General features: G+C 69.3%; 19 protein-coding genes. 6 read left to right on the forward strand and 13 right to left on the reverse strand.

The window, feature by feature from the left end; genetic code table 11:
• Window positions 1-3: 3 nt before the first annotated feature.
• Both ACIBVL_RS36530 and ACIBVL_RS36535 read right to left on the reverse strand, forming a co-directional pair.
• Window positions 4-1626: an ABC transporter substrate-binding protein gene (locus ACIBVL_RS36530; RefSeq protein ID WP_399104337.1), complete on the reverse strand. Its 1623-nt coding sequence runs from the start codon at window positions 1624-1626 to the stop codon at window positions 4-6.
• A 166-nt stretch (window positions 1627-1792) separates the two neighbouring features.
• Window positions 1793-2065 (reverse strand): helix-turn-helix domain-containing protein, encoded by a 273-nt coding sequence (locus tag ACIBVL_RS36535; protein WP_399104339.1) that lies wholly within the window; start codon window positions 2063-2065, stop codon window positions 1793-1795.
• 369 nt (window positions 2066-2434) lie between these two features.
• Here ACIBVL_RS36535 and ACIBVL_RS36540 point away from each other — a divergent pair, with 369 nt between their 5' ends.
• Window positions 2435-2974 (forward strand): hypothetical protein, encoded by a 540-nt coding sequence (locus ACIBVL_RS36540; RefSeq protein ID WP_399104341.1) that lies wholly within the window; start codon window positions 2435-2437, stop codon window positions 2972-2974.
• 253 nt (window positions 2975-3227) lie between these two features.
• Here the strand turns inward: ACIBVL_RS36540 and ACIBVL_RS36545 are convergent, their stop codons facing one another.
• The 9 genes from ACIBVL_RS36545 to ACIBVL_RS36585 all read right to left on the reverse strand — a co-directional run bounded on the left by ACIBVL_RS36545 (window position 3228) and on the right by ACIBVL_RS36585 (window position 15722).
• A complete protein-coding gene (locus ACIBVL_RS36545; protein ID WP_399104343.1) occupies window positions 3228-3833 on the reverse strand; it encodes a DUF4328 domain-containing protein in 606 nt (201 codons plus the stop codon).
• Between the two features lie 239 nt (window positions 3834-4072).
• The gene (locus tag ACIBVL_RS36550; RefSeq protein ID WP_399104345.1) at window positions 4073-5218 is read right to left on the reverse strand and encodes an ABC transporter ATP-binding protein; all 1146 of its coding nucleotides are present in this window, start codon (window positions 5216-5218) and stop codon (window positions 4073-4075) included.
• Window positions 5211-6263 (reverse strand): ABC transporter ATP-binding protein, encoded by a 1053-nt coding sequence (locus tag ACIBVL_RS36555; RefSeq protein WP_399104347.1) that lies wholly within the window; start codon window positions 6261-6263, stop codon window positions 5211-5213. Before ACIBVL_RS36555 ends, ACIBVL_RS36550 begins: the two co-directional genes overlap by 8 nt.
• A gap of 11 nt (window positions 6264-6274) precedes the next feature.
• Window positions 6275-7222: an ABC transporter permease gene (locus ACIBVL_RS36560; protein WP_399104349.1), complete on the reverse strand. Its 948-nt coding sequence runs from the start codon at window positions 7220-7222 to the stop codon at window positions 6275-6277.
• Window positions 7215-8147, reverse strand: coding sequence for an ABC transporter permease (locus ACIBVL_RS36565; protein ID WP_399104351.1), 933 nt, complete (start codon window positions 8145-8147; stop codon window positions 7215-7217). Before ACIBVL_RS36565 ends, ACIBVL_RS36560 begins: the two co-directional genes overlap by 8 nt.
• A 141-nt stretch (window positions 8148-8288) precedes the next feature.
• Window positions 8289-9911, reverse strand: a complete 1623-nt coding sequence (locus tag ACIBVL_RS36570) for an ABC transporter substrate-binding protein (protein WP_399104353.1) — start codon at window positions 9909-9911, stop codon at window positions 8289-8291.
• A gap of 633 nt (window positions 9912-10544) precedes the next feature.
• On the reverse strand, window positions 10545-12452 hold the full coding sequence (typA, locus tag ACIBVL_RS36575; RefSeq protein WP_399104355.1) for a translational GTPase TypA: 1908 nt from the start codon (window positions 12450-12452) through the stop codon (window positions 10545-10547).
• Window positions 12453-12618: 166 nt separating this feature from the next.
• A complete protein-coding gene (locus ACIBVL_RS36580; protein WP_399104357.1) occupies window positions 12619-13338 on the reverse strand; it encodes a hypothetical protein in 720 nt (239 codons plus the stop codon).
• Window positions 13339-13487: 149 nt separating this feature from the next.
• Complete coding sequence (locus ACIBVL_RS36585; protein ID WP_399104389.1) at window positions 13488-15722, reverse strand: ABC transporter family substrate-binding protein; 2235 nt, start codon at window positions 15720-15722, stop codon at window positions 13488-13490.
• Window positions 15723-15998: 276 nt separating this feature from the next.
• Between ACIBVL_RS36585 and ACIBVL_RS36590 the strand changes: the two genes are divergently transcribed.
• From ACIBVL_RS36590 to ACIBVL_RS36605, 4 genes are read left to right on the forward strand one after another with little or no spacing between them, the layout of a single operon-like run.
• Window positions 15999-16289 carry a hypothetical protein gene (locus ACIBVL_RS36590; RefSeq protein ID WP_399104359.1) on the forward strand — a complete coding sequence of 97 codons (291 nt, stop codon included), beginning with the start codon at window positions 15999-16001 and terminating at the stop codon, window positions 16287-16289.
• 34 nt (window positions 16290-16323) lie between these two features.
• A complete protein-coding gene (locus ACIBVL_RS36595) occupies window positions 16324-17157 on the forward strand; it encodes a hypothetical protein (RefSeq protein ID WP_399104360.1) in 834 nt (277 codons plus the stop codon).
• A 19-nt stretch (window positions 17158-17176) separates the two neighbouring features.
• Window positions 17177-19108 carry a fumarate reductase/succinate dehydrogenase flavoprotein subunit gene (locus ACIBVL_RS36600; RefSeq protein WP_399104362.1) on the forward strand — a complete coding sequence of 644 codons (1932 nt, stop codon included), beginning with the start codon at window positions 17177-17179 and terminating at the stop codon, window positions 19106-19108.
• The gene (locus tag ACIBVL_RS36605) at window positions 19105-19875 is read left to right on the forward strand and encodes a succinate dehydrogenase/fumarate reductase iron-sulfur subunit (protein ID WP_399104364.1); all 771 of its coding nucleotides are present in this window, start codon (window positions 19105-19107) and stop codon (window positions 19873-19875) included. Before ACIBVL_RS36600 ends, ACIBVL_RS36605 begins: the two co-directional genes overlap by 4 nt.
• On the opposite strand, the gene ACIBVL_RS36610 is transcribed toward ACIBVL_RS36605, so the two are convergent.
• Window positions 19867-20166: a hypothetical protein gene (locus ACIBVL_RS36610; protein ID WP_399104366.1), complete on the reverse strand. Its 300-nt coding sequence runs from the start codon at window positions 20164-20166 to the stop codon at window positions 19867-19869. The genes ACIBVL_RS36605 and ACIBVL_RS36610 overlap by 9 nt on opposite strands.
• Window positions 20167-20191: 25 nt before the next feature.
• Window positions 20192-21337, reverse strand: coding sequence for a hypothetical protein (locus tag ACIBVL_RS36615; protein ID WP_399104368.1), 1146 nt, complete (start codon window positions 21335-21337; stop codon window positions 20192-20194).
• A 142-nt stretch (window positions 21338-21479) separates the two neighbouring features.
• Here ACIBVL_RS36615 and ACIBVL_RS36620 point away from each other — a divergent pair, with 142 nt between their 5' ends.
• Window positions 21480-23045 (forward strand): hypothetical protein, encoded by a 1566-nt coding sequence (locus ACIBVL_RS36620; RefSeq protein WP_399104369.1) that lies wholly within the window; start codon window positions 21480-21482, stop codon window positions 23043-23045.
• Window positions 23046-23309 lie beyond the last annotated feature (264 nt).

The following is a 23309-nucleotide window of genomic DNA, read 5'->3' on the forward strand; positions in this document are numbered from 1 at the left end:
GGGTCAGCCGACCTTGATGTCGGTGTAGACGGGGACGGAGAACGGGTTGAGCCGCACGCCGGAGAGGCGTTCCGCGTAGCCGCCGGTGCCGTTCTGGTACCAGAGCGGGATGGCGGCCATGTCGTCCCGGACGACCTCCTCGGCCTTCTGGAACAGCTCGACGGCCTTGGCGGTGTCGGTCTCGGCGTTGGCCTGGTCGACGAGCCGGTCGAAGTCCTTGTTGGACCACTTGCCGTCGTTTGAGGGGGCGTTGGTGTAGTACAGCGGCTGCAGGAAGTTCTGGATGAGCGGGTAGTCCATCTGCCAGCCGGCGCGGAAGGGGCCGCTCAGCTTCTGCTGGGTGGTCCTGCTGCGGTAGTCGGCGAAGGTGCCGATGGGGCTGCCGGCACAGGCCCTGTCGTCGCCCAGGACGTTGTTGATGGAGTTGCAGACGGCGTCGACCCACTGCTGGTGCGACCCGGCGTCCGCGTTGTACGTGATCCTCAGCTGCCCGCCGGGCAGTCCCCCGCCCTCCTGGATCAGCTCCTTGGCCCGGCCGGGGTCATAGGTGCACCACTCGCCGCACAGCCCCTTCTTGCCGCCCTTCACACCGAGGACCGGTGACGTCCAGTCGGTGGCCGGCACCCGGGTCTTCCGGTAGATCGTCTCGGTGATCCGGTCGCGGTCGATGGCCATGGACAGCCCCTTGCGGACCTTGTCCATGCCGGGCTTGCCCCACTGCTTGTCGTAGTAGGGGAAGGCGATCGTCTGGATGATGCCGGCGGGCTGGTTGAGGTACCGGCCGCCGAGGTCGCTCGGCGCGTTCTTGAGCTGGGCGGCGGGCACGTCGTCGGTGAGGTCGAGGTTGCCGGCCAGGAGGTCGGTGTAGGCGGTGTTCGGGTCGGTGTAGACCTTCAGGGTCACCCCGCCGTTGCGCGCCTTGTCCGCGCCGGGGTAGCCGTCCCACCGGACGAGGTTCATCTGCGAACCCCTGGTGTACGAGGCGATCGTGTAGGGCCCGTTGCCGACCGGCTTCCTCAGCCAGGCCTCGTGGTCGTCGAAGAACGCCCGGGGCAGGGGCGAGAAGACGGCGTAGCCGAGGGTGTCCGGGAAGGACGAGAACTTCTGGCTGAGCCGCACGGTGAACGTGCGGTCGTCGACGACCTTCAGCCCGGAGAGCGTGTCGGCGGTCTGCGCGCCCGTCTCCGGGTGCACCTCGGTGTAGCCGTCGATGTACTTGAAGAACTCCGCGGCCTTCTGCTTGTTCCTCAGGCTCGCGCCGTAGTTCCAGGCGTCGACGAAGGACTTCGCGGTCACCTTCTCACCGTTGCTGAACGTCCAGCCGTCCTTGAGGGTGATCGTGAAGTTCTGCGAGTCCGGCGTCCTGATGCTCTGCGCCAGCATGTCCTGCGCCTGGGCGGTCTCGGGGTCGTACCGCTTCAGCCCGCGGAAGATCATGTCGAGGACCTTGCCGCCCTGCACCTCGTTGGTGTTGGCCGGCTCCAGCGGGTTCTGGGGGTCTCCCCAGGAGGAGCTGAGCACCGCGGCGCCGTCGCCGCCATCCCCGTCCCCGCCCCCGCAGGCCGTCGCCATGAGCGCTGCCGCCACCGCGCATGCGGCCCACCTGACGTGCGTGGCTCCACGCATGCATGCCTCCTCTTGACTGCGCCGGACCCAGGAGTGCCTTGATCCTTTACCAGTCAATATCGGCACATGAGGGATTCCCTGCACTCTCACCCCACCCGTACGGGTTCAAAGGGGCGTCAGGAGGATGACCCCGAACGGCTCGGCTGAGCCGTTCGGGGTCGGTGGGTCAGCGCGGCAGCGCCTTGAAGACCACGCGGACGCCGCCGTGCGGCGACATGGAGATCAGCAGGTTCGACGACAGCGCCGCCGCCAGTCGCTCCAGCAGCGGCAGAGTCGGAACCCCGCGGCCGCACTCCATGCGCGACAGCGCGCCCTGGGTCATGCCCGCCTCGGTCGCGAGGCGTTCCTGGGTGAGTCCCAGCTCCAGCCGTCGGGCGCGCACGGCCGCGCCGAAGGGCGTCCCGACGCCGGCGCCTCTGTGATCCGCTGCAACCAACATTTCGTCACTCCCCGTTTGTGTTGGACCAACGATCAGGACTCGGGCCACCGGCACACGGTTCCGGCCTTGGCGAAGTCTTGGGCGCGCCTTTCATACCGCAAAGCACATGGAGTCCCGCGATGAGACGCTGATCACTTCATACAGACGATGCGATACCGACGTTCCGCGCAGAGACGGCCAATTCAACGCCCCCGCACCTGCGGGGACTTCCCGTCCGCACGCTTTGCCCGGTGGTGCTCCGGGCTGTCAATGCGCCGCGGTGCATGGGCGTGTTCCGGTGTCCCGCAACCCGTTTGCAGCCTTGTCCGCGCACGGCCAATCTGATGCCGCGCTCCGGTGAGCGCAGAGTTCCTGAAGGGGGAATCGTTCGTGCTGAGAATCGCAAGTGCCGCAGTCTCGACCGCCGTTGTCGCCGGTGGCATCGTGACCGGGGTGGCCGCTCCGGCCTCCGCGGCGTGTGCCCCGAGCCCCGGGACCGGCTACCACATCACCAACAAGTCCACCGTGAGCAGGCCGACCAACCTGCACAGCGAGTGGATGTACGACAACCTCGGCGGCACCCTCACCTACAACCACACCAAGACGGCCACGGTGAGCGCCAGTGGCACCGCGGGTGTGGAGGCCGAGGCCGGCGTCATCTTCGCCAAGGCGAGCACGTCGTTCAGCGTGACCCTCGGCAAGTCCTGGTCGAAGTCGAACAGCTGGAGCTACTCGATTCCGGCGAAGAACAAGGCGGGCAAGACCAAGGTCCGCATGACCATGTTCCACGAGTCGAAGAAGTTCAAGGCCACGAAGTACTCGTACTACTACGACGGCCACTGCAAGTACCACGAGAACAAGAAGTGGTCGAAGTGGTTCACCGCTCCGGTGAAGCAGGACTCCAACGTGTGGGGTCTCGAGTGGAAGTAGCGCGGTCCGCGCTGTGAGAGCGGCCCGCCGGGGTACCGGCGGGCCGCTCCGGCACGTGGGGCAGGGCGCCGGCCGGGCCGGTCAGCCGAACAGCGGGGGGCGCGGCGTCGGGGCCCAGCAGCCGCCGTTCGGCCTCCGTCAGAGGTGTCCGGCCGGTGGCGGCCCCGACGGCGCATCAACACGCGGCCGGCTCCTCACTTCGCCGACCTCGCCCTGGCGGTCGCGCTCGGCAAAGCGCCCCGGGGGAACCGCCTCACGCCTGGGCGAGAGGTGCGACCGGTACGGTGGCCCCGAGCGCGGCGCTCTGCAACGCGGTGATGCGCTCGATGACGAGCCCCAGCAGCACGGCCGCCGCGATCATGAGCGCCTCCGCCACCACGAGGAAGACCATCGACCCCGGGGCCACCCGGCCCCCCACCACGAGCACCACCGCGTGCGTGATCCAGGCGGCCCACCACAGGTTCACCAGTGTCGTGTCCCGCTTCTGCTGCCACGACGCGGAGCTCGCGCGCCCGATGTCGAGAACGATCCGGCGCGGGACGAAGAAGTTGACCACCGGTATGAACCACGCGCCGATCGTCCAGCCCCGACTCGGGACCGAGGCCCGGGGGGACAGCTCCTGGGCGTTGCGCCGGGACCGGGCGAGCCACACGAGGAACAGCACGATCGCAAGAGTCACCAGGTAGACGAAGATCATGGAGATGAAGCCCGACTCGTGCAGGGACGCATCCGTGTGGCGCAGGTAGTGATCCCGGACCGCTGCCGCGCGGAACACGTCCGCCACGGCGGCCGCAGCCGTCGCCGTCTGCGCTGAGCGGGCAAGGATCCAGGGAGCGGCTTTGCGAACGGTGCTCGTCATCGTCATCGGCCTGTCTCGGAGGCGTGCGCGGCCGCAGCGGACGCTGGGGCGGAGTGATCATAGGGGTTCCGCTCGCCGCACGTGCGTACGGCTTCGGGGTCGTCGGTCGGGGGCACGTCCCCGACGGCAGATGGCCGTGAGTGCGCCGACCAGACGGATGCGGTCGGGGCGCAAACGGCACGCGGTGTGCCCGGAGTTCCTCGCTCCGGGCACACCGCGACGCAGACGGCCGTGCGTTCTCAGGCCGCGTGCACGACGTCCTTCTCCTCGGCGAAGTGGCACGCCGACTCGTGTGCCGCCGGGGAGTCCGCGCCCTTGAAACGCTCGGGCACCGCCAGCAGCGGCTCCTCCGTCGCGCACTTGTCCTGCGCCTTCCAGCACCGGGTGCGGAACCGGCAGCCGGACGGCGGGTTCGCCGGGGACGGCACATCACCGGTGAGGATGATGCGCTCGCGGCCCTCACGGGCCTCCGGGTCCGGCACGGGGACCGCCGACAGCAGCGCCTGGGTGTAGGGGTGCGTCGGGTGGTCGTAGATCTGCTCGTCGGAGCCGATCTCGGCGATCCTGCCGAGGTACATCACACCGACCCGGTCCGAGATGTGCCGGACGATCGACAGGTCGTGCGCGATGAAGATGTACGACAGGTTGAACTCGTCCTGCAGTCGCTCCATCAGGTTGATGACCTGGGCCTGGACGGACACGTCCAGCGCGGAGACCGGCTCGTCGCAGATGATGATCTCGGGGTTGAGGGCGAGGCCGCGCGCGATGCCGATGCGCTGCCGCTGGCCGCCCGAGAACTGGTGCGGGTAGCGGTTGATGTACTCGGGGTTGAGACCGACGACGTCCAGCAGTTCCTGCACCTTGCGGCGCCGGTCGCCCTTGGGGGCCACCTCGGGGTGGATGTCGAAGGGCTCGCCGATGATGTCACCGACCGTCATCCGGGGGTTCAGGGACGTGTAGGGGTCCTGGAACACCATCTGGATGTTGCGGCGGACCGCCTTCAGGGCGCGCCCGGACAGCCTGGTGATGTCCTGGCCCTTGTAGAAGATCTCGCCGGCCGTGGCCCGCTCCAGGTTCATCAGGAGCTTGGCGACCGTGGACTTGCCGCAGCCGGACTCGCCCACGATGCCGAGGGTCTCGCCCTGGTACAGGTCGAAGGAGACACCGTCGACGGCCTTGACCGCGCCGATCTGCTTCTTGAACAGGATGCCCTGGGTGAGCGGGAAGTGCTTCACCAGGTTGCGCACCTGAAGGATCGGTTCGCCGCGGTCCACGGGCGCCTCGATCGCTGCGACCGCCTCCGTCTCGGAGTGCACGTCCGCGGTCTTCACCTCGGAGACGTTCGGCGTGGCCTCCTGCTCGTCGTTCTTGCTGAGCTCAGCCATGGATCGTCTCCTTCCAGAAGTGGCACGCCGAGGCCCGGCCGACCAGCTCGGTGCCGTCCCGCTCGGTCACCGGCACCAGGGCCGGGACGTCGGTGCGGCAGATGTCCTGCGCCTTGGGGCAGCGCGGGTTGAAGGCGCAGCCGGTGGGCACGTGCAGGAGGTTGGGCGGCAGGCCCTTGATCGCGAACAGCTCCTGGCCCTTCTGGTCCAGGCGCGGGATCGAGTCCAGCAGCCCGCGGGTGTAGGGGTGCGCGGGGCGCTTGTAGAGCTCGTGCACCGGCGCGCGCTCCACGATCCGGCCCGCGTACATCACCGCGATCTTGTCCGCGACGTCGGCGACCACGCCGAGGTCGTGGGTGATCAGGATGAGACCCATGTTGTACTCGCGCTGGAGTTCCGCGAGCAGATCCATGACCTGGGCCTGGACCGTCACGTCGAGGGCCGTGGTGGGCTCGTCGGCGATGATCATGTCGGGTTCCAGGGCCAGCGCCATGGCGATCATGATGCGCTGGCGCATACCGCCCGAGAACTGGTGCGGGTAGTCGCTGACCCGGGCCGCGGCGGCCGGGATCTTCACCCGGTCCATCAGCTCGATCGCCTTGGCCTTGGCGTCCTTCTTGGACAGGCCCTGGTGGACGCGGAACATCTCGCCGAGCTGGTAGCCCACGGAGAGCACCGGGTTGAGCGAGCTGAGCGCGTCCTGGAAGATCATGGCGATCCGCTGGCCGCGGATACGGCGGCGCTCCTCGCCGGACATCTTGAGCATGTCCTGGCCGCGGAAGAGGATCTCGCCCTGCGGGATCCGCGCCGGGGGCATGTCGAGGATGCCCATGACGGCCTGCGCGGTCACCGACTTGCCGGAGCCGGACTCGCCGAGCACGGCGAGCGTCTCGCCGGCGTTCACGCTGTAGTTGACGCCGTTCACGGCCCGGACGACACCCTCGCGGGTGACGAACTCGACGTGCAGGTCACGCACTTCGAGCAGCGGGGCGTCCCCGCCGTCGCGGGGGGCCGGAACCGGGGCGACTTCTTCGATGGTGGTCACGTACGCCTCCCTCAGCGCGTCTTCGGGTCAAGGGCGTTGCGGACCGCTTCGCCGAGCATGATGAACGCCAGCACCGTGATGGTGAGCATGATCGACGGGTAGAGCATGATCCACTGGGCCACCCGGATCGAGCTGCCGCCGTCGGAGATGTCGTTGCCCCAGGAGACGCCGTTCAGGCCGAGCCCCAGGAAGGACAGCGTGGCCTCGGAGCCGATGTAGACGCCGAGCGAGATGGTCGCGACCACGATCACCGGGGCCAGGGTGTTCGGCAGGATGTGCCGGAACAGGATGCGCGGGGTGCTCGCGCCGAGCGCCTTGGCCGCCTGGACGTAGTCGGACTGTTTGGTGGTGATCACCGCGCCGCGCATCACGCGCGCGAGCTGGGTCCAGCCGAAGAAGCCGAGGGCGCCGATGACGACCCAGGTGGTCCGCTCCGGGAAGGAGTTGAGGACGACCATGGTGCCCAGCAGGAACGGGATGCCGAAGAACACGTCCACGAGCCGGGACAGGATCGAGTCGACGATCCCGCCGAAGTAGCCGGCGATCATGCCGACCAGACCGCCCGCGACGGTCACCAGGATCGTGGTGCCGAAGCCGACGGCTATGGAGGCGCGGGCGCCGTAGATGAGCCGGGCGTAGACGCTGCGGCCCTGCTGGTCGTAGCCCAGCCACTCGGGTGAGAAGACCTTTCCGAGCTTCGGCTTCTGCAGGTAGTGCTTGGCCAGGTCGCCGTAGGTCGGGTCGGCGCTGGTGAACCAGCCGGGGAAGAAGGTGATCGTCAGCAGCAGCAGGATCAGCACCGAGGAGACGACGAAGATCTTGTTGCGCCGCAGGTCCTGCCAGGCGTCGCCCCACAGGCTGCGGACCTTCTCGGCCTTGACCGGAACTCCGGCCGGTGCGGCGGTGGCCACGGCGTCCGGTGCGGCGGTGGCGGTGTCGGATTTGGTCATGTCAGGCATAGCGAATCCTCGGGTCAAGGACCGCGTAGAGCAGGTCGACAAGGAGGCTGGCGACGAGATAGACGAGGACGAGGATGGTCACCAGGCCCACGAGGGTGGTGCCTTCCCGGCGGATGATCGACTGGTAGATCGTGCCGCCGATGCCCTGGATGTTGAAGATGCCCTCGGTGACGACGGCACCGCCCAGCAGGGCGCCGATGTCCGTGCCCAGATAGGTGACCACGGGGATCATCGAGTTGCGCATCAGGTGGACACTCACCACCCGGCGCTGGGGCAGGCCCTTGGCGATGGCCGTACGGACGTAGTCGGCGCGCATGTTCTCCGCGATCGACGTACGGGTGAGCCGGGACACATAGGCGAGTGACGCCGTGGCCAGCACAATGGCCGGCATCAGCAACTGCCCGTAGTTCGAGGCGTCGTTGACGTTCGGTTCCAGCCAGTGCAGTTGATCGGCGAAGATCCACTGGAGGATGAAGCCGAGAACGAACACGGGAACCGAGATCAGCAGCAGCGTGACCAGCAGGACCGCGGTGTCGGCGGAGCGTCCGGCACGCAGGCCGGCGAACACACCCAGGCCGATACCGATGACGACCTCGATGACGAAGGCGAAGCCGCCCAGCCGCAGGGTCACCGGGAACGCGTCGCCGAGCACATCGGTGACGGGTCGGCCGCTGGCGATCTGCGTGCCGAAGTCGGCGTGCAGGACGATGCCCTTCATGTAGTCCCAGTACTGCACCAGGATCGGCTGGTCGAGACCGTACTCGTGTCTCAGGGCGGCGATCACCTGGGGGCTGCCGCCCTTGTCGCCGAACAGTCCGCGCACGGGGTCGCCGGGCAGGGCGTAGACCATGAGGAAGATAAGCAGGGTGGTCCCGATGAACACCGGGATCATCTGGAGCAGTCGTCGTGCGACATAGCGCCCCATCGTGCCTCCATAAAAGTCACAGCGGCAGCAGGCGGGCCCTTCCCACGCGCACCGCCGCACGGTGCGTGTGGAAAGGGCCCCCCGGCCGCTGCCGTTGCCCGGGGCGCGGCGTGCGCGCCCCGGGCAACGGGTTGTCTGCGGTTACTTCTTGACCTCGACGCCGGTCAGGATGGGGTCTCCGTCCTGGGCGAACTTGACGCCCGAGACCTTCTCCGAGTAGCCCGCGTTGACCTTGTAGTACCAGAGCGGAATGCTCGGCATGTAGTTCGGGAGCTGCTTCTCGATCTCCTGGTACTTCTGCACCGACTCGTCCAGCGTCTTGGCGCTGTCGGCGGCGGCGATCTCCTCGTCGATCGTCTTGTTGGAGAAGCCGCTCTGGTTGCCGTCCGACTTGGAGCCGAACAGGTCCCGGATGAAGTTGGCGTTCATCGGGAAGTCCAGCACCCAGCCCGAGCGGTACATCGACTTGACCTCTTGGGCGTCACGGGCGTCGAGGTCGGCCTGGAAGTCGGCCTTCGGGTCGGTGCCGCACTTCACCCCGGTGGCGTTGGTGATGGAGTTGCAGACCGCCTCCACCCACTCCTTGTGACCACCGTCGGTGTTGTACTGGATGGTGATGGAGTTGCCCGGAACGCCGCCACCCTCCTTGATGAGCTGCTTGGCCTTGGTCGGGTTGTACGTGGTGACGTCACCCGCGGCGTTCGGCTGGTAGCCGAGGACGCCCTTGGCGACCCAGCCGGTGGCGGGCTCACGGGTGCCCTGGAGCACGGTCTTGGTGATGGTGTTCCGGTCGATCGCCATCGACAGGCCCTGCAGGACCTTCGGGTTGATGCCCTTCCACTGCTTGGTGTAGAAGGCCGGGGCGATGGTCTGGATCGCGGAGTAGGCCTGGTCGATCGCGCGGTCGCCGAGGTCCTGCTTGTAGACCGGGAGGTCCTTCGGGGCGATCTGGGTGATGACGTCGAGGTTGCCGGACTTCAGGTCCGCGTAGGCCGTCTCGGGGGTGGAGTAGTTCTTGAAGACCACGCCGCCGTTCTTCGCCGCGTTCGGGCCCTTGTAGCCGGCGTACTTCTTGACCGTGATGGCCTTCTTGTGGTCCCAGCTGACGAACTCGTAGGGGCCGTTGCCGACCGGCTTCTGACCGGCGGCCTTCGGGTCCTTGTAGAAGGACTCGGGCAGCGGCGAGAAGACCTCGTAGCCGAGCTTGTAGATGAAGTACGGGATCGCCTTCGACAGCGTGATGGTGAAGGTGCTGTCGTCGACGACCTTCAGGCCGGAGAGCTCGGTGGCCTTGGGCTTGCCCTTCGCGGGAGCGACGTCGTCGTAGCCCTGGATGTCGGAGAACCAGAAGCTGTTGGTCTGCTTGTTCGCCGGGTTGGCGGCCCAGTTCCAGGCCTTGACGTAGGACTCAGCGGTGACCGGGGTGCCGTCGTGGAACTTCCAGCCGGCCTTCAGCTTGACCGTGTAGGTCTTGCTGTCCGTCGTGTCGACCGACTGCGCGTTCATCATGACGATCTTGCCACTGCTGTCGTAGTCCACCAGACCGGTGAACAGCGACTTGATCACGATGCTGCCGTAGGACTCCATCGTGTTGGCGGGCTGCAGGGGGTTCTGCGGCTCACCGGACTCGACCGTGAACGTACCGTTCGGGTCGACGGCGGCCTTGCTGTCACCCTTGTCGTCGTCGCCACCACCACAGGCGGTCGCAGCCAGTGCCACCACCGCGGCCATAGCGACCCACTTGGCACTCCTCGCACCGCGCATGGGTTCCTCCTCAAGAATCCATAAGTTCAGCACATGGGGCAGCACACGACACAACACCGTTGCCGGCGCCTGAAAATGGTCGGTGCCCCCAGCGCTCGCGAGCCTGCGCCGCCTGTCGGCGCCTGACCCGTCCGTCCGAGCTCTACGCGCCTAACTATCTGCCATCAGCGAAGGCCGAACCACACCGGCAAGGTCTCGGTTCGATCACACCTGTCGGCTACTTCTTCCAAAATCCGGACAAAGGGATAGAGGGAAGATCCCTGCGAAACGGACTTGTTACACATCTATCGGCGATGAGTGTCCGCATTTCGGACGTCAGGGAGGGGAAAATCAGTTGCGGCTGCCTTGGCCGCTGTGCGGGGTGGAGTCGGCGTGTCCGCCCTCGTCCGACCGGTCGGCCAACGGGCCTCGCGTCTACGGCCGTTCGATCGGCACTCGTCCCCGGCTGCGCGTAAATCGCACCACCACGAGGCTAATACCGATCGGCCCCTGCCGGGCGTCTCTGGGGCAGATCAAAGGGTTATCCCTATGTCCCCGCAGAGTAAAAACTGTGTTCACCGCCCCGTGCACGCAACGAGCCAGGTCCCGTCTCGCGGGACCTGGCTCCTTGGTTCAGAACGCTGTGCGGGCCGGTCAGCCGTGCTTGGCGCGGCTCGCGGCGCGGGCGCGCTCGCGGGCGTCCAGGTTCACCTTGCGGATGCGGACCGCCTCCGGGGTCACCTCGACGCACTCGTCGTCACGGCAGAACTCCAGCGACTGCTCGAGCGACAGCCTGCGCGGCGGCACGATCGACTCCGCGACATCGGCCGTCGAGGACCGCATGTTGGTGAGCTTCTTCTCCTTGGTGATGTTGACGTCCATGTCGTCGGAGCGGGAGTTCTCACCGACGATCATGCCCTCGTACACCTCGGTGCCGGGCTCGACGAACAGCACACCGCGCTCCTGGAGGTTCGTCATCGCGAAGGCGGTGACGGCACCGGCGCGGTCGGCGACCAGGGAGCCGTTGTTGCGGGTCTGGAGCGTGCCGAACCAGGGCTCGTGGCCCTCGTGGATGGAGTGGCCGATGCCCGTGCCGCGGGTCTGGGTCAGGAACTCGGTCCGGAACCCGATGAGACCGCGGGACGGCACCACGAACTCCATGCGCACCCAACCGGAGCCGTGGTTGGACATGTTGTCCATCCGGCCCTTGCGGACGCCCATGAGCTGCGTGACGGCGCCCATGTGCTCCTCGGGCACGTCGATCGTCATGCGCTCGACGGGCTCGTAGACCTTGCCGTCGACGTCCTTCGTGACGACCTGGGGCTTGCCGATGGTCAGCTCGAAGCCCTCGCGGCGCATCTGCTCGACCAGGATGGCCAGCGCCAGCTCACCTCGGCCCTGCACCTCCCAGGCGTCGGGGCGTTCGGTGTCCAGGACGCGCAGGCTGACGTTACCGATCAGCTCGCGGTCGAGGCGGTCCTTCACCTGGCGGGCGGTGACCTTGCGGTCCTTGACAGCCGCCTTGGCGTCGGCGCCCTTGCCGGTGCCGCCACGGCCGACCAGCGGGGAGGTGTTGGTGCCGATGACCATGGAGATCGCGGGCTCGTCGACCGTGATCAGCGGGAGCGGGACCGGGTTCTCCGGGTCGGCGAGGGTCTCGCCGATCATGATGTCCGGGATACCGGCGACGGCGCAGATGTCACCCGGGCCGGCCTTCTCGGCGGGCTTGCGGGTGAGCGCCTCCGTCATCATCAGCTCGGAGATGCGCACATTGGCGACCGACCCGTCGCGCTTCAGCCAGGCGACGGTCTGACCCTTCTTCAGCTCGCCCTGGTGGACGCGGAGCAGCGCGATCCGGCCGAGGAAGTTGTCGGCGTCCAGGTTGGTGACGTGGGCCTGGAGCGGGGCCTCCTCGTCGTAGGTCGGGGCCGGGATGTGCTCCAGGATGGTGGAGAAGAACGGCTCCAGGCTGGTGGAGTCCTCCGGCACGGTCCCGTCGGCCGGCTTGGTCAGGGACGCGATCCCGTCACGGCCGCAGGCGTAGACGATCGGGAACTCGATCTGCTCCTCGTCGGCGTCCAGGTCGAGGAAGAGGTCGTACGTCTCGTTGACGACCTCGTCGATGCGGGCGTCGGGCCGGTCGGTCTTGTTGATGCAGAGGATGATCGGCAGCCGGGCCTGCAGCGCCTTGCGCAGCACGAACCGGGTCTGCGGCAGCGGCCCCTCGGAGGCGTCGACGAGCAGCACCACACCGTCCACCATGGACAGACCGCGCTCGACCTCACCGCCGAAGTCGGCGTGGCCGGGGGTGTCGATGATGTTGATGGTGATGACGTCGCCGCCATCCTTGGGGTGGTACTTGACGGCCGTGTTCTTGGCCAGGATCGTGATGCCCTTCTCACGCTCCAGGTCGTTCGAGTCCATCATGCGGTCGTCGACGCCTTCGAGCTGATGCGCGGCGAAGGCACCGGCCTGCTTCAGCATGCCGTCGACGATGGTCGTCTTGCCGTGGTCGACGTGGGCGACGATGGCTACGTTGCGAATGTCGTGGCGCGTGGCCATAAAGCGGCGTTCTCCCGGAGTGTGAGGACCGGCCCTGCTGCGTACGTGTTACGCGGGCCCTGCCGGGCTTGACACGCCACGGCCTCACCCCATGGTACGGGGCCCGGCGGGGAGCGCCCCCCACCGGGCCACGGGGCACCCCCGCGGGGCCGGGCCCGGGCGCGGATCAGGCGCCCTTCGTCGCGACCGATCCCGCGTCGCAGACCAGCCGGGCGGCGGACCGGGCGAGGGAGACGTCGTCGCCGGACAGGCCCTCGATGGAGTGGTCGCAGTCGAGGATCCCGCCACCGTCGGCCTTCCAGCCCACCGCGTGGCCCAGCACGGCCGTGCCGTCGGCGCAGGAGTAACGGAAGTCACCCGCCACCTCCGTCGTGAAGGCGTACCGGACGAAGCGGCCCGCGCCGTCGACGGAGTCCGTGCCGTTCTCGTTCAGTTCGGGGGCCTTCCGGTTCACGTCGGTGAAGGCGTCCTCCGAGTCGTCCTCGGCCGCGGTGGTTGCGTCGGACTCGATCAGGCCGGCCTTCTTGCCGAGCGAGAACAGCACCTCGGCGGAGGACAGGGCCGGACCGTGGCCCTCGACCGACTGGTGCGGTGTGTACACCCGGGCCAGGCGGTACGTCAGCCTGCCGCCGCCCTTGCCGAGGCTCTCCGGTTCGGTGACCCCCGTGAGCCGCTTCGTCTCGCCGATGCCGGTCCAGGTGTACGTCCCGTCCGTGCACGCCTGCTTCTCGGCCACCGGGCCCGCCGAGGCCCGCCGGGCGCCGGTCTTCCCGCCGGCGCCGTCGTCGTCCGATCCCCCGGTGCACGCCGTCGGGCCCGCCGCCAGGGCCACCGCGGCCACTCCCGCCGCCCAGGACCGTCGCGTGCTCCCCCGCATGTCACGCATGTGCAGCTCCCCCGTCTCCCCGTGGTGCGGCCGCTTCCGCGTCCGCACCGCTCGTCGCCTCATGGTGCGGACCCGCAGGTGGCCGCGGCAAGTGCCACGGGGGCGGCCGGGCAGGCCGTGACGTGCTTGCTTCACTCGTCGGCCTTGTTTCACTCGTCGGCCGAGGGGCGCGGGGGCCCCTGCGCACCCTTCTTCAGGAAGCCCATGTCCTCGTAGACGGGGGTCTGGAAACCGAAGGCGCCGGCGTTGACGAGGTTCTTCCTCACGGCGGTGAGCTGGGGGCGCTGGAAGAGGGGGATCGACGCGGCCGCCGCCCAGATGCGCGAGTCGGCCTTGCGGATCAGGGAGCGCTCCTCGTCCGCGTCCAGCGTGGTGATGGCCTGGTCGAAGAGCTGGTCGACCTGGTCGGTGCCGACGCGCGTGTAGTTCTGCTCGACGCTCAGCGAACCGTCGGCGGCCGGTACCGGCTTGGCGTAGATCGGCCGGGCGTCGGTGGCCGGGAAGGCGGTCGCGGGCCAGGAGTACAGGGCGAGGTCGTACTCGCCGGAGGCGATGTGGTCCTTGAAGTAGCTCTCGTCGGAGACCTTGACGGTCTCCGTGCGGATGCCGACCTTCTCCAGCATGCTGGTGATCCGCGCGGCGACCGTGCGCAGCGGCTCCGAGCCCGGCCCGGACGGCAGCACGAACCGCAGCGACAGCGCCTTGCCGTCCTTCGCCAGCGCCCCGGCGGCGGCACCGGCCGGAGCGGGGGTGCCCTTGGGGGCGTAGGCACCGGGGGCGCCCCCCTGGTGCCGGTGCTGGTACTGCGTGCCCTCCTGCGCGAGCTGCCGCCCGGAGCCCTCGCCCTTCTTCCCGTTCTCGCTCTTGCCGTGACGGTTCTTCTCCCCCTGATCACCGTGATCGCCATGATCACCGCGCTCGCCGTTGCCTCCATGACCGCCGCGGCCCTCGAGGCTCCCCTGCTCCCCGTCCGGCTCCGGTCGCGCCTTGTCGTCCTCCCCCACGATGTACTCGCCGTCGGCACCCTCCTCCGACTGCTCGCCTTCCGCCCCGGACTCCCCCTCGGCCGCCGGCTTCTTCCCCTTCGCCCCGGCCGCCTTCTCGCCCTTCTTCTCCTCCTTGACCGGACCCCCGGCCACCCACCCGGCGTCCGCGAGCAGCGCCTGCGCCTCCGCCGTGTCCTGGTCGCCGAGCGCGCCGCTGTTGTCGGCGTACGCCTCCTGGCCGGACAGGGCGAGGTGGCTGCCGACCGGCACCGCGGGCAGCCCCAGCGGCTTCAGCACCAGCTCGGCCAGTTCCCTGCGGTCCAGGGCGCGCGCCACCGCCCGCCGTACGCGTTCGTCGGCCAGCGGCCCGTCCGCGCCGTTGAGGGCCAGCTGGGTGTACGCCGGCTCCAGGGAGCGCCGTACCTCGACGTCCCGCAGCGCCTTCTCCAGGCGCTCCCGTCGCGCGATCGTCCTGTGCGACGTCGAGCCGGTCCGGGAGAGCGGTCCGGCCGCCGAACCCTTCCCGGCGCCGTCGATGCTCCGCGCGTCGGCGGGGTCGACGTCGGCCAGTTCGATCGTCCCGGCGGCCAGCGCGCTGGCGCGGTCCCGGCGGGGCACGGCCTTCAGCACGATCTCGGAGAGCTTCGCCGGCTCCCCCCACCAGCGCGGGTTGCGGGCGAGCCGGATCTGGGTGTTCTTGCGGTCGACCGTCTTCACCAGGAAGGGGCCGGCGGTCACCTTCAGCGTGCGCCGCGCCCCGTCGTTGAACGAGGTGGGCGTGCCCATGACCTCCTTCGGGTACAGCGGCGAGAACAGGGACTGCCAGTCGGCGTAGGGGCGGCTGAAGGTGACCCTGACCTCCAGGTCGTTGTCGCCGCGCTCGATCTTCTCGATGCGGTCGTAGCCGGCGTTGCGGGCGGTCCAGTACGCGCTGTCCTTGCCGGACAGTGCGCGCCACTGGGCGGCGAAGTCGGCGGCGCCGATCTCCCGGCCGTCGCTCCAGACGGCCTGCTGGTTCAGCTTGTACAGCACGACCTGCTTGGGCTCGGTGTCGACGACCTTGGCGGACTCCAGGTAGTCGGGGTTGCGGCGGGCCCGCCCGTTGACGTCGAGCCGGTACATCGACGGCAGGACGGCCTGGGCGACCCGGGTGGTCGTGGCGTCGGCGTCCGACTGGAAGGTGTTGAAGGTCTCGGGCACCGCGTCCACCGCCCAGTGCAGCGTGCCCCCGTCGGCGACCAGGGCGCGGGCGGCCGGGGCGATGTCCTGGTGGGCCAGCGGCTTGCCGGCCTCGTCCTCGGAGGAGCAGCCGGTCAGCAGAGGCACCGCGAGGGCGCCGGCGGTGAGAAAGGCGACCGAGCGCATGACCGAGCGCGGCCCGACACCGTCGTAGGACATCGACATCTCTGGTACCTCCGGGGAGCCGCTGCCGGTGCGTTCTGTTCACATTTGGCGGTATTTTGGAGTTGATCAGATCTACGGCTTACTGAAGAGGAAAGGGTTCGCCTGCCGAGGGCGACACGGCGGCCGGGGCGTCCAACCCCACTCGGAGGGAGCAACGCGTCCGCCAATCGCTGCACACGCCTTCACATCGACCGGTGTGACGCGCAACACTCGCAGGCGCATGAACGTTGCCGTCCAGGGCACAGCCGCCCACAGAAGCGAGGTCACGTCATGTCCGTGCACGACGACCTGACTACGGTCCAGCGCTGCCTCGACGACCTCTCCCGGTCCGTCGGCCGTCTGGAGAAGCAGCTCGGCGGCGGCGGCCTGGAGATGCGCCGCGTCCGTGCCGACGCCGATCATCTGAGGGAGAGCGTCGCGCTGCTGCGCGAGGCGGCCTCCCACCCCGCCGCACCGCGCAAGCCCGAGCTCGTCACCATCCCCGACACGCCGTACGACGACTCCCTGTGGGTCGACACGGACGACGAGGGGCTCGGCGCCCGGGACCGGCACGCCCCCTGAGAACCCTCAGCCCCCCACCGACCGGAGTCCTGCATTGGCCACTGGTACGGAACCTCCCTCGACCGACCCCCATCCCGCGGGCGGCGTACGTGGCGCCGGGCGCGCCGCGATCGCCGCCCCGCATCTGCGGACCGACCGCTGGTGGCTGGCCCCCGCCGTCACCGCCGCCGGTCTGCTGGCGTTCGTCGTCTACTCGACGTGGCGGGCCTTCGCGAACGCCGACTACTACGCGGCGCCGTACGTCTCGCCGTTCTACTCGCCCTGCCTGGCGGAGAACTGCCGGCCCATGCACGCGGGCCCCAACGCGGAGATCTTCGGCGGCTGGTGGGGCATCTCGCCCGCGATCATCATCCTGATCTTCCCGCTCGGCTTCCGTCTGACCTGCTACTACTACCGCAAAGCCTATTACCGGGGCTTCTGGGCCTCACCCCCGGCCTGCGCGGTGGCCGAGCCGCACCGGAAGTACTCCGGTGAGACCCGCTTCCCGCTGATCCTGCAGAACATCCACCGGTACTTCTTCTACGCCGCGATCGTCGTCGCCGGGATCCTGACCTACGACACCGTCCTCGCCTTCCGCGACGAGCACTACCGCTGGGGCCACATGGGCCTGGGCACCCTGGTCTTCCTGCTCAACATCGCGCTGATCTGGGCGTACACGATCTCCTGCCACTCCTGCCGGCACATCGTCGGCGGCAAGCTGAAGCACTTCTCCAAGCACCCGGTGCGCTACCGGGCCTGGCAGTTCGTCGGCAGGCTGAACGCCCGGCACATGCAACTCGCCTGGGCGTCGCTGGTGAGCGTCGCGCTCGCGGACTTCTACGTGTACCTGGTCGCTTCCGGTGTCTTCGACGATCCGACCATCTTCTAGCTGGAAAAAGGGGCTTCTGATGTCCGTGGTGGACCGGCAGGAGTGGGACGTCGTCGTGGTCGGTGCCGGGGGCGCCGGCCTGCGTGCCGCCATCGAGGCGCGCGAGCGCGGTGCCCGTACGGCCGTGATCTGCAAGTCGCTGTTCGGCAAGGCGCACACGGTGATGGCCGAGGGCGGCATCGCGGCGGCGATGGCCAACGTCAACGAACACGACAACTGGCAGGTCCACTTCCGCGACACCATGCGCGGCGGCAAGTTCCTCAACCAGTGGCGGATGGCCGAGCTGCACGCGCAGGAGGCCCCGGACCGGGTGTGGGAGCTGGAGACCTGGGGCGCTCTGTTCGACCGTACGAAGGACGGCCGGATCTCCCAGCGCAACTTCGGCGGCCACGAGTATCCGCGCCTCGCGCACGTCGGCGACCGCACCGGGCTGGAGCTGATCCGCACCCTCCAGCAGAAGATCGTCGCGCTCCAGCAGGAGGACCATCGCGAGACCGGGGACTACGAGTCCCGGCTGAAGGTCTTCCAGGAGTGCACGGTCACCCGTGTCCTGAAGGACGGCTCGCGGGTGTCGGGCGTCTTCGCCTACGAACGCGAGACCGGCCGTTTCTTCGTCCTCGAGGCGCCGGCCGTCGTGATCGCGACCGGAGGCATCGGCAAGTCCTTCAAGGTCACGTCGAACTCCTGGGAGTACACCGGCGACGGCCACGCGCTGGCCCTGCTCGCGGGCGCGCCCCTGCTGAACATGGAGTTCGTGCAGTTCCACCCGACGGGCATGGTCTGGCCGCCGTCGGTGAAGGGCATCCTCGTCACGGAGTCCGTGCGGGGAGACGGCGGGGTGCTCAGGAACTCCGACGGAAAACGCTTCATGTTCGACTACATCCCCGACGTCTTCAAGGAGAAGTACGCCGAGTCGGAGGAGGAGGGCGACCGCTGGTACGAGGACCCCGACCACAACCGGCGGCCCCCTGAGCTGCTCCCCCGCGACGAGGTGGCCCGCGCCATCAACGCCGAGGTCAAGGCCGGCCGTGGCTCCCCGCACGGCGGGGTCTTCCTGGACGTGTCGACCCGTATGCCCGCCGAGGTCGTCAAGCGCCGGCTGCCGTCCATGTACCACCAGTTCAAGGAGCTGGCGGACGTCGACATCACGGCCGAGGCGATGGAGGTCGGGCCGACCTGCCACTACGTGATGGGCGGCATCGCGGTCGACTCCGACACGGCGGCGGCGCGCGGGGTGCCGGGCCTGTTCGCGGCCGGTGAGGTGGCGGGCGGCATGCACGGCTCGAACCGTCTCGGCGGCAACTCGCTCTCCGACCTGCTGGTCTTCGGCCGCCGGGCCGGGCTGCACGCGGCCGGGTATGCGGCGGGGTCGGCCCACGAGCGGCCGTCGGTGGACGACGTGCAGGTGGACTCGGCGGCGGCGGAGGCCCTGCGCCCCTTCTCCGCCGAGGACGCCTCGTCGGCGGGCCCCGCCGAGAACCCGTACACCCTCCACCAGGAGCTCCAGCAGACCATGAACGACCTGGTCGGCATCATCCGCCGGGAGGGCGAGATGGAGCAGGCCCTGCACAAGCTGGCGGAGCTCCGGGTACGGGCCCGGCGGGCCGGCGTCGAGGGCCACCGCCAGTTCAACCCGGGCTGGCACCTCGCACTGGACCTGCGGAACATGCTGCTGGTCAGCGAGTGCGTGGCGCGGGCCGCGCTGGAGCGCACCGAGTCGCGCGGCGGCCACACCCGCGAGGACCACCCGGCGATGGACCGCGAGTGGCGCAACGTGAACCTGCTGTGCCGGCTCGCCGACCCGACGGGCGGGCAGGCGGCCACCGATCCGCAGCGCGGCCAGATCCACCTCGTACGGGAGACCACCGACCCCATCCGCCCGGACCTGCTCGCCCTCTTCGAGAAGGAGGAGCTGGTCAAGTACCTCGCCGAAGAGGAGCTGTACGAATGAGCGGCTACACGGCCCACTTCAAGGTGTGGCGGGGGGATGTGCAGGGCGGTGACCTGGAGGACTTCAAGGTCGAGGTGAACGACGGCGAGGTGGTCCTCGACATCATCCACCGCCTCCAGGCCACCCAGGCCCCCGATCTGGCCGTCCGCTGGAACTGCAAGGCGGGCAAGTGCGGTTCGTGCTCGGCGGAGATCAACGGGCGGCCACGGCTGATGTGCATGACCCGCATGTCGGTGTTCACCCCCGACGAGACCATCACGGTGACGCCCCTGCGCGCCTTCCCGGTCGTCCGGGATCTGGTGACGGACGTCGGCTTCAACTACCAGAAGGCGCGGGAGGTCCCCGCGTTCGTACCGCCCGAGGGCGTCGGTCCGGGCGAGTACCGGATGTTCCAGGAGGACGTGGACCGGCCGCAGGAGTTCCGCAAGTGCATCGAGTGCTTCCTGTGCCAGGACACCTGCCATGTGGTGCGTGACCACGAGGAGAACAAGACGGCGTTCGCGGGCCCGCGCTTCCTGATGCGGGTGGCGGAGCTGGACATGCATCCGCTGGACGCGGCCGAGGAGGCCGGCGTGGACCGCAAGCGCACGGCGCAGGACGAACACGGCCTCGGCTACTGCAACATCACCAAGTGCTGCACGGAGGTCTGCCCCGAGGGCATCAAGATCACGGACAACGCGCTGATCCCTCTGAAGGAACGGGCGGTCGACCGCAAGTACGACCCGCTGGTGTGGCTGGGGTCGAGGATCAGGAGGCGGTCATCGTAGGAAGGACGGCCCGCCGGCCGGGGTAACGGGCGAAGGACTGGAGACCGAGGCCCACGAAGTTCGTGGCCATGCCCGCCAGCGGGATCCAGTAGGGCAGGTGTGGTCCCAGTAGTCCTCCTCCGGCGACCAGACGGAGGCGATCGCCGTCGAGTCGTCGTCGTACGTCAGCCGGTAGGCGCCCTTCTTGCTGCCGCCGGTCAGCCGGGCGACACCGGCGAGCGTGCGACGGGGACCGGCTGCGGCACGGGCGAGCGGGGCGAGGTCCGCCGCGCTGAGGTGCTCTCGGATCATCGCGCCGAGTCTGCCGCCCGTTCGCTCACCGCGCCCACCCCTTTTCGTACGACACCCAGTCCGTCTCCGTCGCCGTGAAGTCCACGTACGCCGCCACACCGAAATTGGCCCGGTCGGCGTCGGTTCGGGACAGACCCAGGCGGACGCCCCGGACGGCGGCGGCGACCGTCTCGGCGTGCGCCCAGTGGCCGAAACGGTTCTCCTTGTAGAACGGCAGGCCCATCAGCAGGTCGGTGGAGGGCGGGGTGACCTCCAGGGCGAGGGAGGTCTGCTGGGCGACGTAACCGCCGTAGGTGCTCTGAAACGGCTGCATGGTGTCGTACGACATCACGGCGATCTGGTCGACACGGCGGGCCACCTGGCCGAAGAACCGCTGCGACCACCACTTGGGGTGGCCGGTGGTCGCGCCCCAGAAGGAGTGGAAGCCGGGCACCGGGTCGATCTGGTGGGCGGCGACGGAGAGTTGGGCGCCCTTCGCCCGGGTGACCTCGTGCAGGGTGTCGAGCAGGGCGAGGTAGTTCCGGTCGCCGGAGTGCAGCGGCTCCAGGTCGAAGTGGGCGCCCTCGAAGCCGGCGGCGAGGATCTCCCGGGTCGACCGTACGACGGCGGCACGTGTCTCCGCGCGCTCCAGCCGCATGCCGTTCGGGCTCTCGCTGGCGAGCACGTCCCCCAGCCAGGCCTGCACCCGGATGCCGGGCGCCTCCCGGTGCACGGCGGCGATGAACCAGGCCGCCTTCGTGTAGGCCGACTTCGGCAGGGTCCCGTCGTGTTCGAGGGGACCGGCGTGGACGTACAGGTCACGTATCCCGGTACGCCGGAGGCGGCCGGCCAGCTCCTCGACATCGGCGTCGTCCTTCCGCCCGTCGACCCAGGCGTGTCCCAGCCAGAAGGCGTCCTTGTTCCGGGTGCGGGTCCCGTCGGCCGGGTCACCCAGGTAGTTCACCCCGAGGGCGATCTGGGAGACGAGGACGGGGGCGAGGAGGAGCAGGAGCGTGACGAGGAGGAGTCGACGCCGGGGGCGGGGGCGCGGACGGGGGCGCCAGGGGCGGCGCCGGGGACGGGACGCCCCAGCCCGCGCGCCCGGACCGTCGTCCACGGCCGGGCCCGCTCCGGTCGGCGCCTCCTCCTCGGCCGCGTCCCTTTTCCTCTCCTCGGGTCCCGTCTGTGGCATCCCCGCTCCCCCTCCTGTGCCGGTCCGCCCCACCCACCCCGCCTCGGGCGTATCCCGCTCGCGTCGCCGCATTCACGGCCATACGCTCCGAAATGTGACGTCATCCCTGCTTCGAGGCCGGCCGCGGCATGCCAGGTCGCACATGTCCGTGCGGGTGGCGCATGCCGTGGTGGGCGCTGCGGTCGGGGTGATGTGGCTGGTGTTGCCGGGGATGACGCCGGGGAGCGACACGCCGGTTGCGACCAAGGAGCCGGTGGCCGTGGCGCGCGCCGCCGCGCCCCGGGAACCACAGGAGGACGAGACGTCGACCGCCGATCTCGTGCTGCCGCTGGTGGCGGTCGCCGTGGTGGGCGCGGTGGCGGGCTACGGATACATACGCCGGGTCCGCCGCACGCGCGACCGGACGACCCCCGGAGGGGCGAGCGGTCCGCCGCCCCCGAGCTCGGCCCCAGCCCTGGCGGAGCCGGACGCGGCGGCCTGCGCGTCGCTCGTCCGCGCCGACGACCGCGTCCGTGCGACCCGCGCCGCACTCGGCTTCGCCGAGGAACTCCTCGGAACGGAGGCGGTCACCCGGTTCGAGCGCGGCCTGCGCGAAGCCGAGGGCGAACTGTCCGCCGCCTTCCGGATGCGGCAGCGGTACGACGAGGGCATACCGGAGGAGGAGACGGCCCGTCGGCACGCGCTCGCGGGGATCGTCGGGCGGTGCGAGGAGGCCGGGCGGCGGCTGGACGAGATCACCGATGACTTCGCCGGGCTGCGGAAGCCGGAGCGGGCGCTCCCCTTCGCGGAGGCCCGCTTCAGGGCGCTGACGGGGCGCACCAAAACGGCCCAGACCCAACTCGCCGACCTCGTGGCGCGGTACGCGCCCACGGCGACCTCCACCGTCATCGGCGACGTCGAACAGGCCAAGGACCGGCTGCTGTTCGCCACCGCCCGGCTCAATCTGACGCGCCAGGCGGCAGATTCGGGCGAGCCGGAACAAGCCGTGCGGCAGTTGCGCGCCGCCGAGGGCGCCATCGCCCAGGCGGCCGTCTTCATCGAGGGCGTCGACCGCGTCGCCGCCGAACTGCGCAACGCCGAGCGGATGCTACCGGCCGCGCTCACCGGCGCGGAGGCGGAACTGGCGCCGGTACGGCGGCACACGTTCCGGGAGGAAGAACCGCACCCCCGCCTCCTCAACGCCGACTCCGTCCTGGCCTCCGTACGCCAGGAGTCGACGGCCGGCCAGCCTTACGACCCGCTCGGCGCCCTGCGTCGCATCGTGCGGGCGACCGTGCCGCTCGCCTCGGGACGGTCCGGGGTGCTGCCGGCCGCCGCACTGGCCGTCGCCCGGTCCTCGACCGCCGCCGCCGACGACTTCGTCATGACCCACCGGGGTGCGGTGGGCGCCACGGCCCGCACGAGGCTCGCGGAGGCGAAGCGCCTCCTCACCACCGGGGACCCGGCCGACGCGGGCCCCGCCGACGAACTCGCCCTGGAAGCACGCCGGATGGCCGAACAGGACGTACGACTGCACGGAAACCCGGTGGCCGACGCACCGGCGGAGGCCCCCGGAACCACCGGCCCGGCAGGAACCGCCGGAGCGGTTATCGGCGGGCTCCTCCCGGATGACGACGACTCGCATGGCGACGGGTCGGATGACGACGGGTCGGATGACGACGGATCGGATGGTGCCGGCCCGGACGACGACGGGCCGAGTGCCAAGTGAGGTCGAATCGGGCGGAGTTGTAGCGGATCGGTGACGATCCCGAGGTTCCGTCAGCACCCCTTTGTATGATGATCTGATCTCGTTGCGAGTGACTTTCGGCGGGACGAGTCGGACACACGGGGGTGTGAAAGCGTGATCAAGCCGGAGGAGATTCCTCAGTTCACCGGCAATCTGTTCCAACTGGAGCTGGATCATGCGGCGTTGAAGGCGGACGCGGGTCATGTCCGGGACACCGGCAGTGATGTGCACGCGCAGTTCCAGGGT

The sequence above is a fragment of the Streptomyces sp. NPDC049687 genome (genome assembly GCF_044465285.1).
Classification (GTDB): domain Bacteria; phylum Actinomycetota; class Actinomycetes; order Streptomycetales; family Streptomycetaceae; genus Streptomyces.

What these genes read in the sequence shown, in the direction of transcription:
- ACIBVL_RS36530 (WP_399104337.1), bottom strand. Translation starts at nt 1,626, where the DNA reads ATGCGTGGAGCCACGCACGTCAGGTGGGCCGCATGCGCGGTGGCGGCA.
- ACIBVL_RS36535 (WP_399104339.1), bottom strand. Translation starts at nt 2,065, where the DNA reads ATGTTGGTTGCAGCGGATCACAGAGGCGCCGGCGTCGGGACGCCCTTC.
- ACIBVL_RS36545 (WP_399104343.1), bottom strand. Translation starts at nt 3,833, where the DNA reads ATGACGAGCACCGTTCGCAAAGCCGCTCCCTGGATCCTTGCCCGCTCA.
- ACIBVL_RS36550 (WP_399104345.1), bottom strand. Translation starts at nt 5,218, where the DNA reads ATGGCTGAGCTCAGCAAGAACGACGAGCAGGAGGCCACGCCGAACGTC.
- ACIBVL_RS36560 (WP_399104349.1), bottom strand. Translation starts at nt 7,222, where the DNA reads ATGCCTGACATGACCAAATCCGACACCGCCACCGCCGCACCGGACGCC.
- ACIBVL_RS36565 (WP_399104351.1), bottom strand. Translation starts at nt 8,147, where the DNA reads ATGGGGCGCTATGTCGCACGACGACTGCTCCAGATGATCCCGGTGTTC.
- ACIBVL_RS36570 (WP_399104353.1), bottom strand. Translation starts at nt 9,911, where the DNA reads ATGCGCGGTGCGAGGAGTGCCAAGTGGGTCGCTATGGCCGCGGTGGTG.
- typA (WP_399104355.1), bottom strand. Translation starts at nt 12,452, where the DNA reads ATGGCCACGCGCCACGACATTCGCAACGTAGCCATCGTCGCCCACGTC.
- ACIBVL_RS36580 (WP_399104357.1), bottom strand. Translation starts at nt 13,338, where the DNA reads ATGCGTGACATGCGGGGGAGCACGCGACGGTCCTGGGCGGCGGGAGTG.
- ACIBVL_RS36585 (WP_399104389.1), bottom strand. Translation starts at nt 15,722, where the DNA reads ATGTCCTACGACGGTGTCGGGCCGCGCTCGGTCATGCGCTCGGTCGCC.
- ACIBVL_RS36590 (WP_399104359.1), top strand. Translation starts at nt 15,999, where the DNA reads ATGTCCGTGCACGACGACCTGACTACGGTCCAGCGCTGCCTCGACGAC.
- ACIBVL_RS36600 (WP_399104362.1), top strand. Translation starts at nt 17,177, where the DNA reads ATGTCCGTGGTGGACCGGCAGGAGTGGGACGTCGTCGTGGTCGGTGCC.
- ACIBVL_RS36605 (WP_399104364.1), top strand. Translation starts at nt 19,105, where the DNA reads ATGAGCGGCTACACGGCCCACTTCAAGGTGTGGCGGGGGGATGTGCAG.
- ACIBVL_RS36610 (WP_399104366.1), bottom strand. Translation starts at nt 20,166, where the DNA reads ATGATCCGAGAGCACCTCAGCGCGGCGGACCTCGCCCCGCTCGCCCGT.
- ACIBVL_RS36615 (WP_399104368.1), bottom strand. Translation starts at nt 21,337, where the DNA reads ATGCCACAGACGGGACCCGAGGAGAGGAAAAGGGACGCGGCCGAGGAG.
- ACIBVL_RS36620 (WP_399104369.1), top strand. Translation starts at nt 21,480, where the DNA reads ATGTCCGTGCGGGTGGCGCATGCCGTGGTGGGCGCTGCGGTCGGGGTG.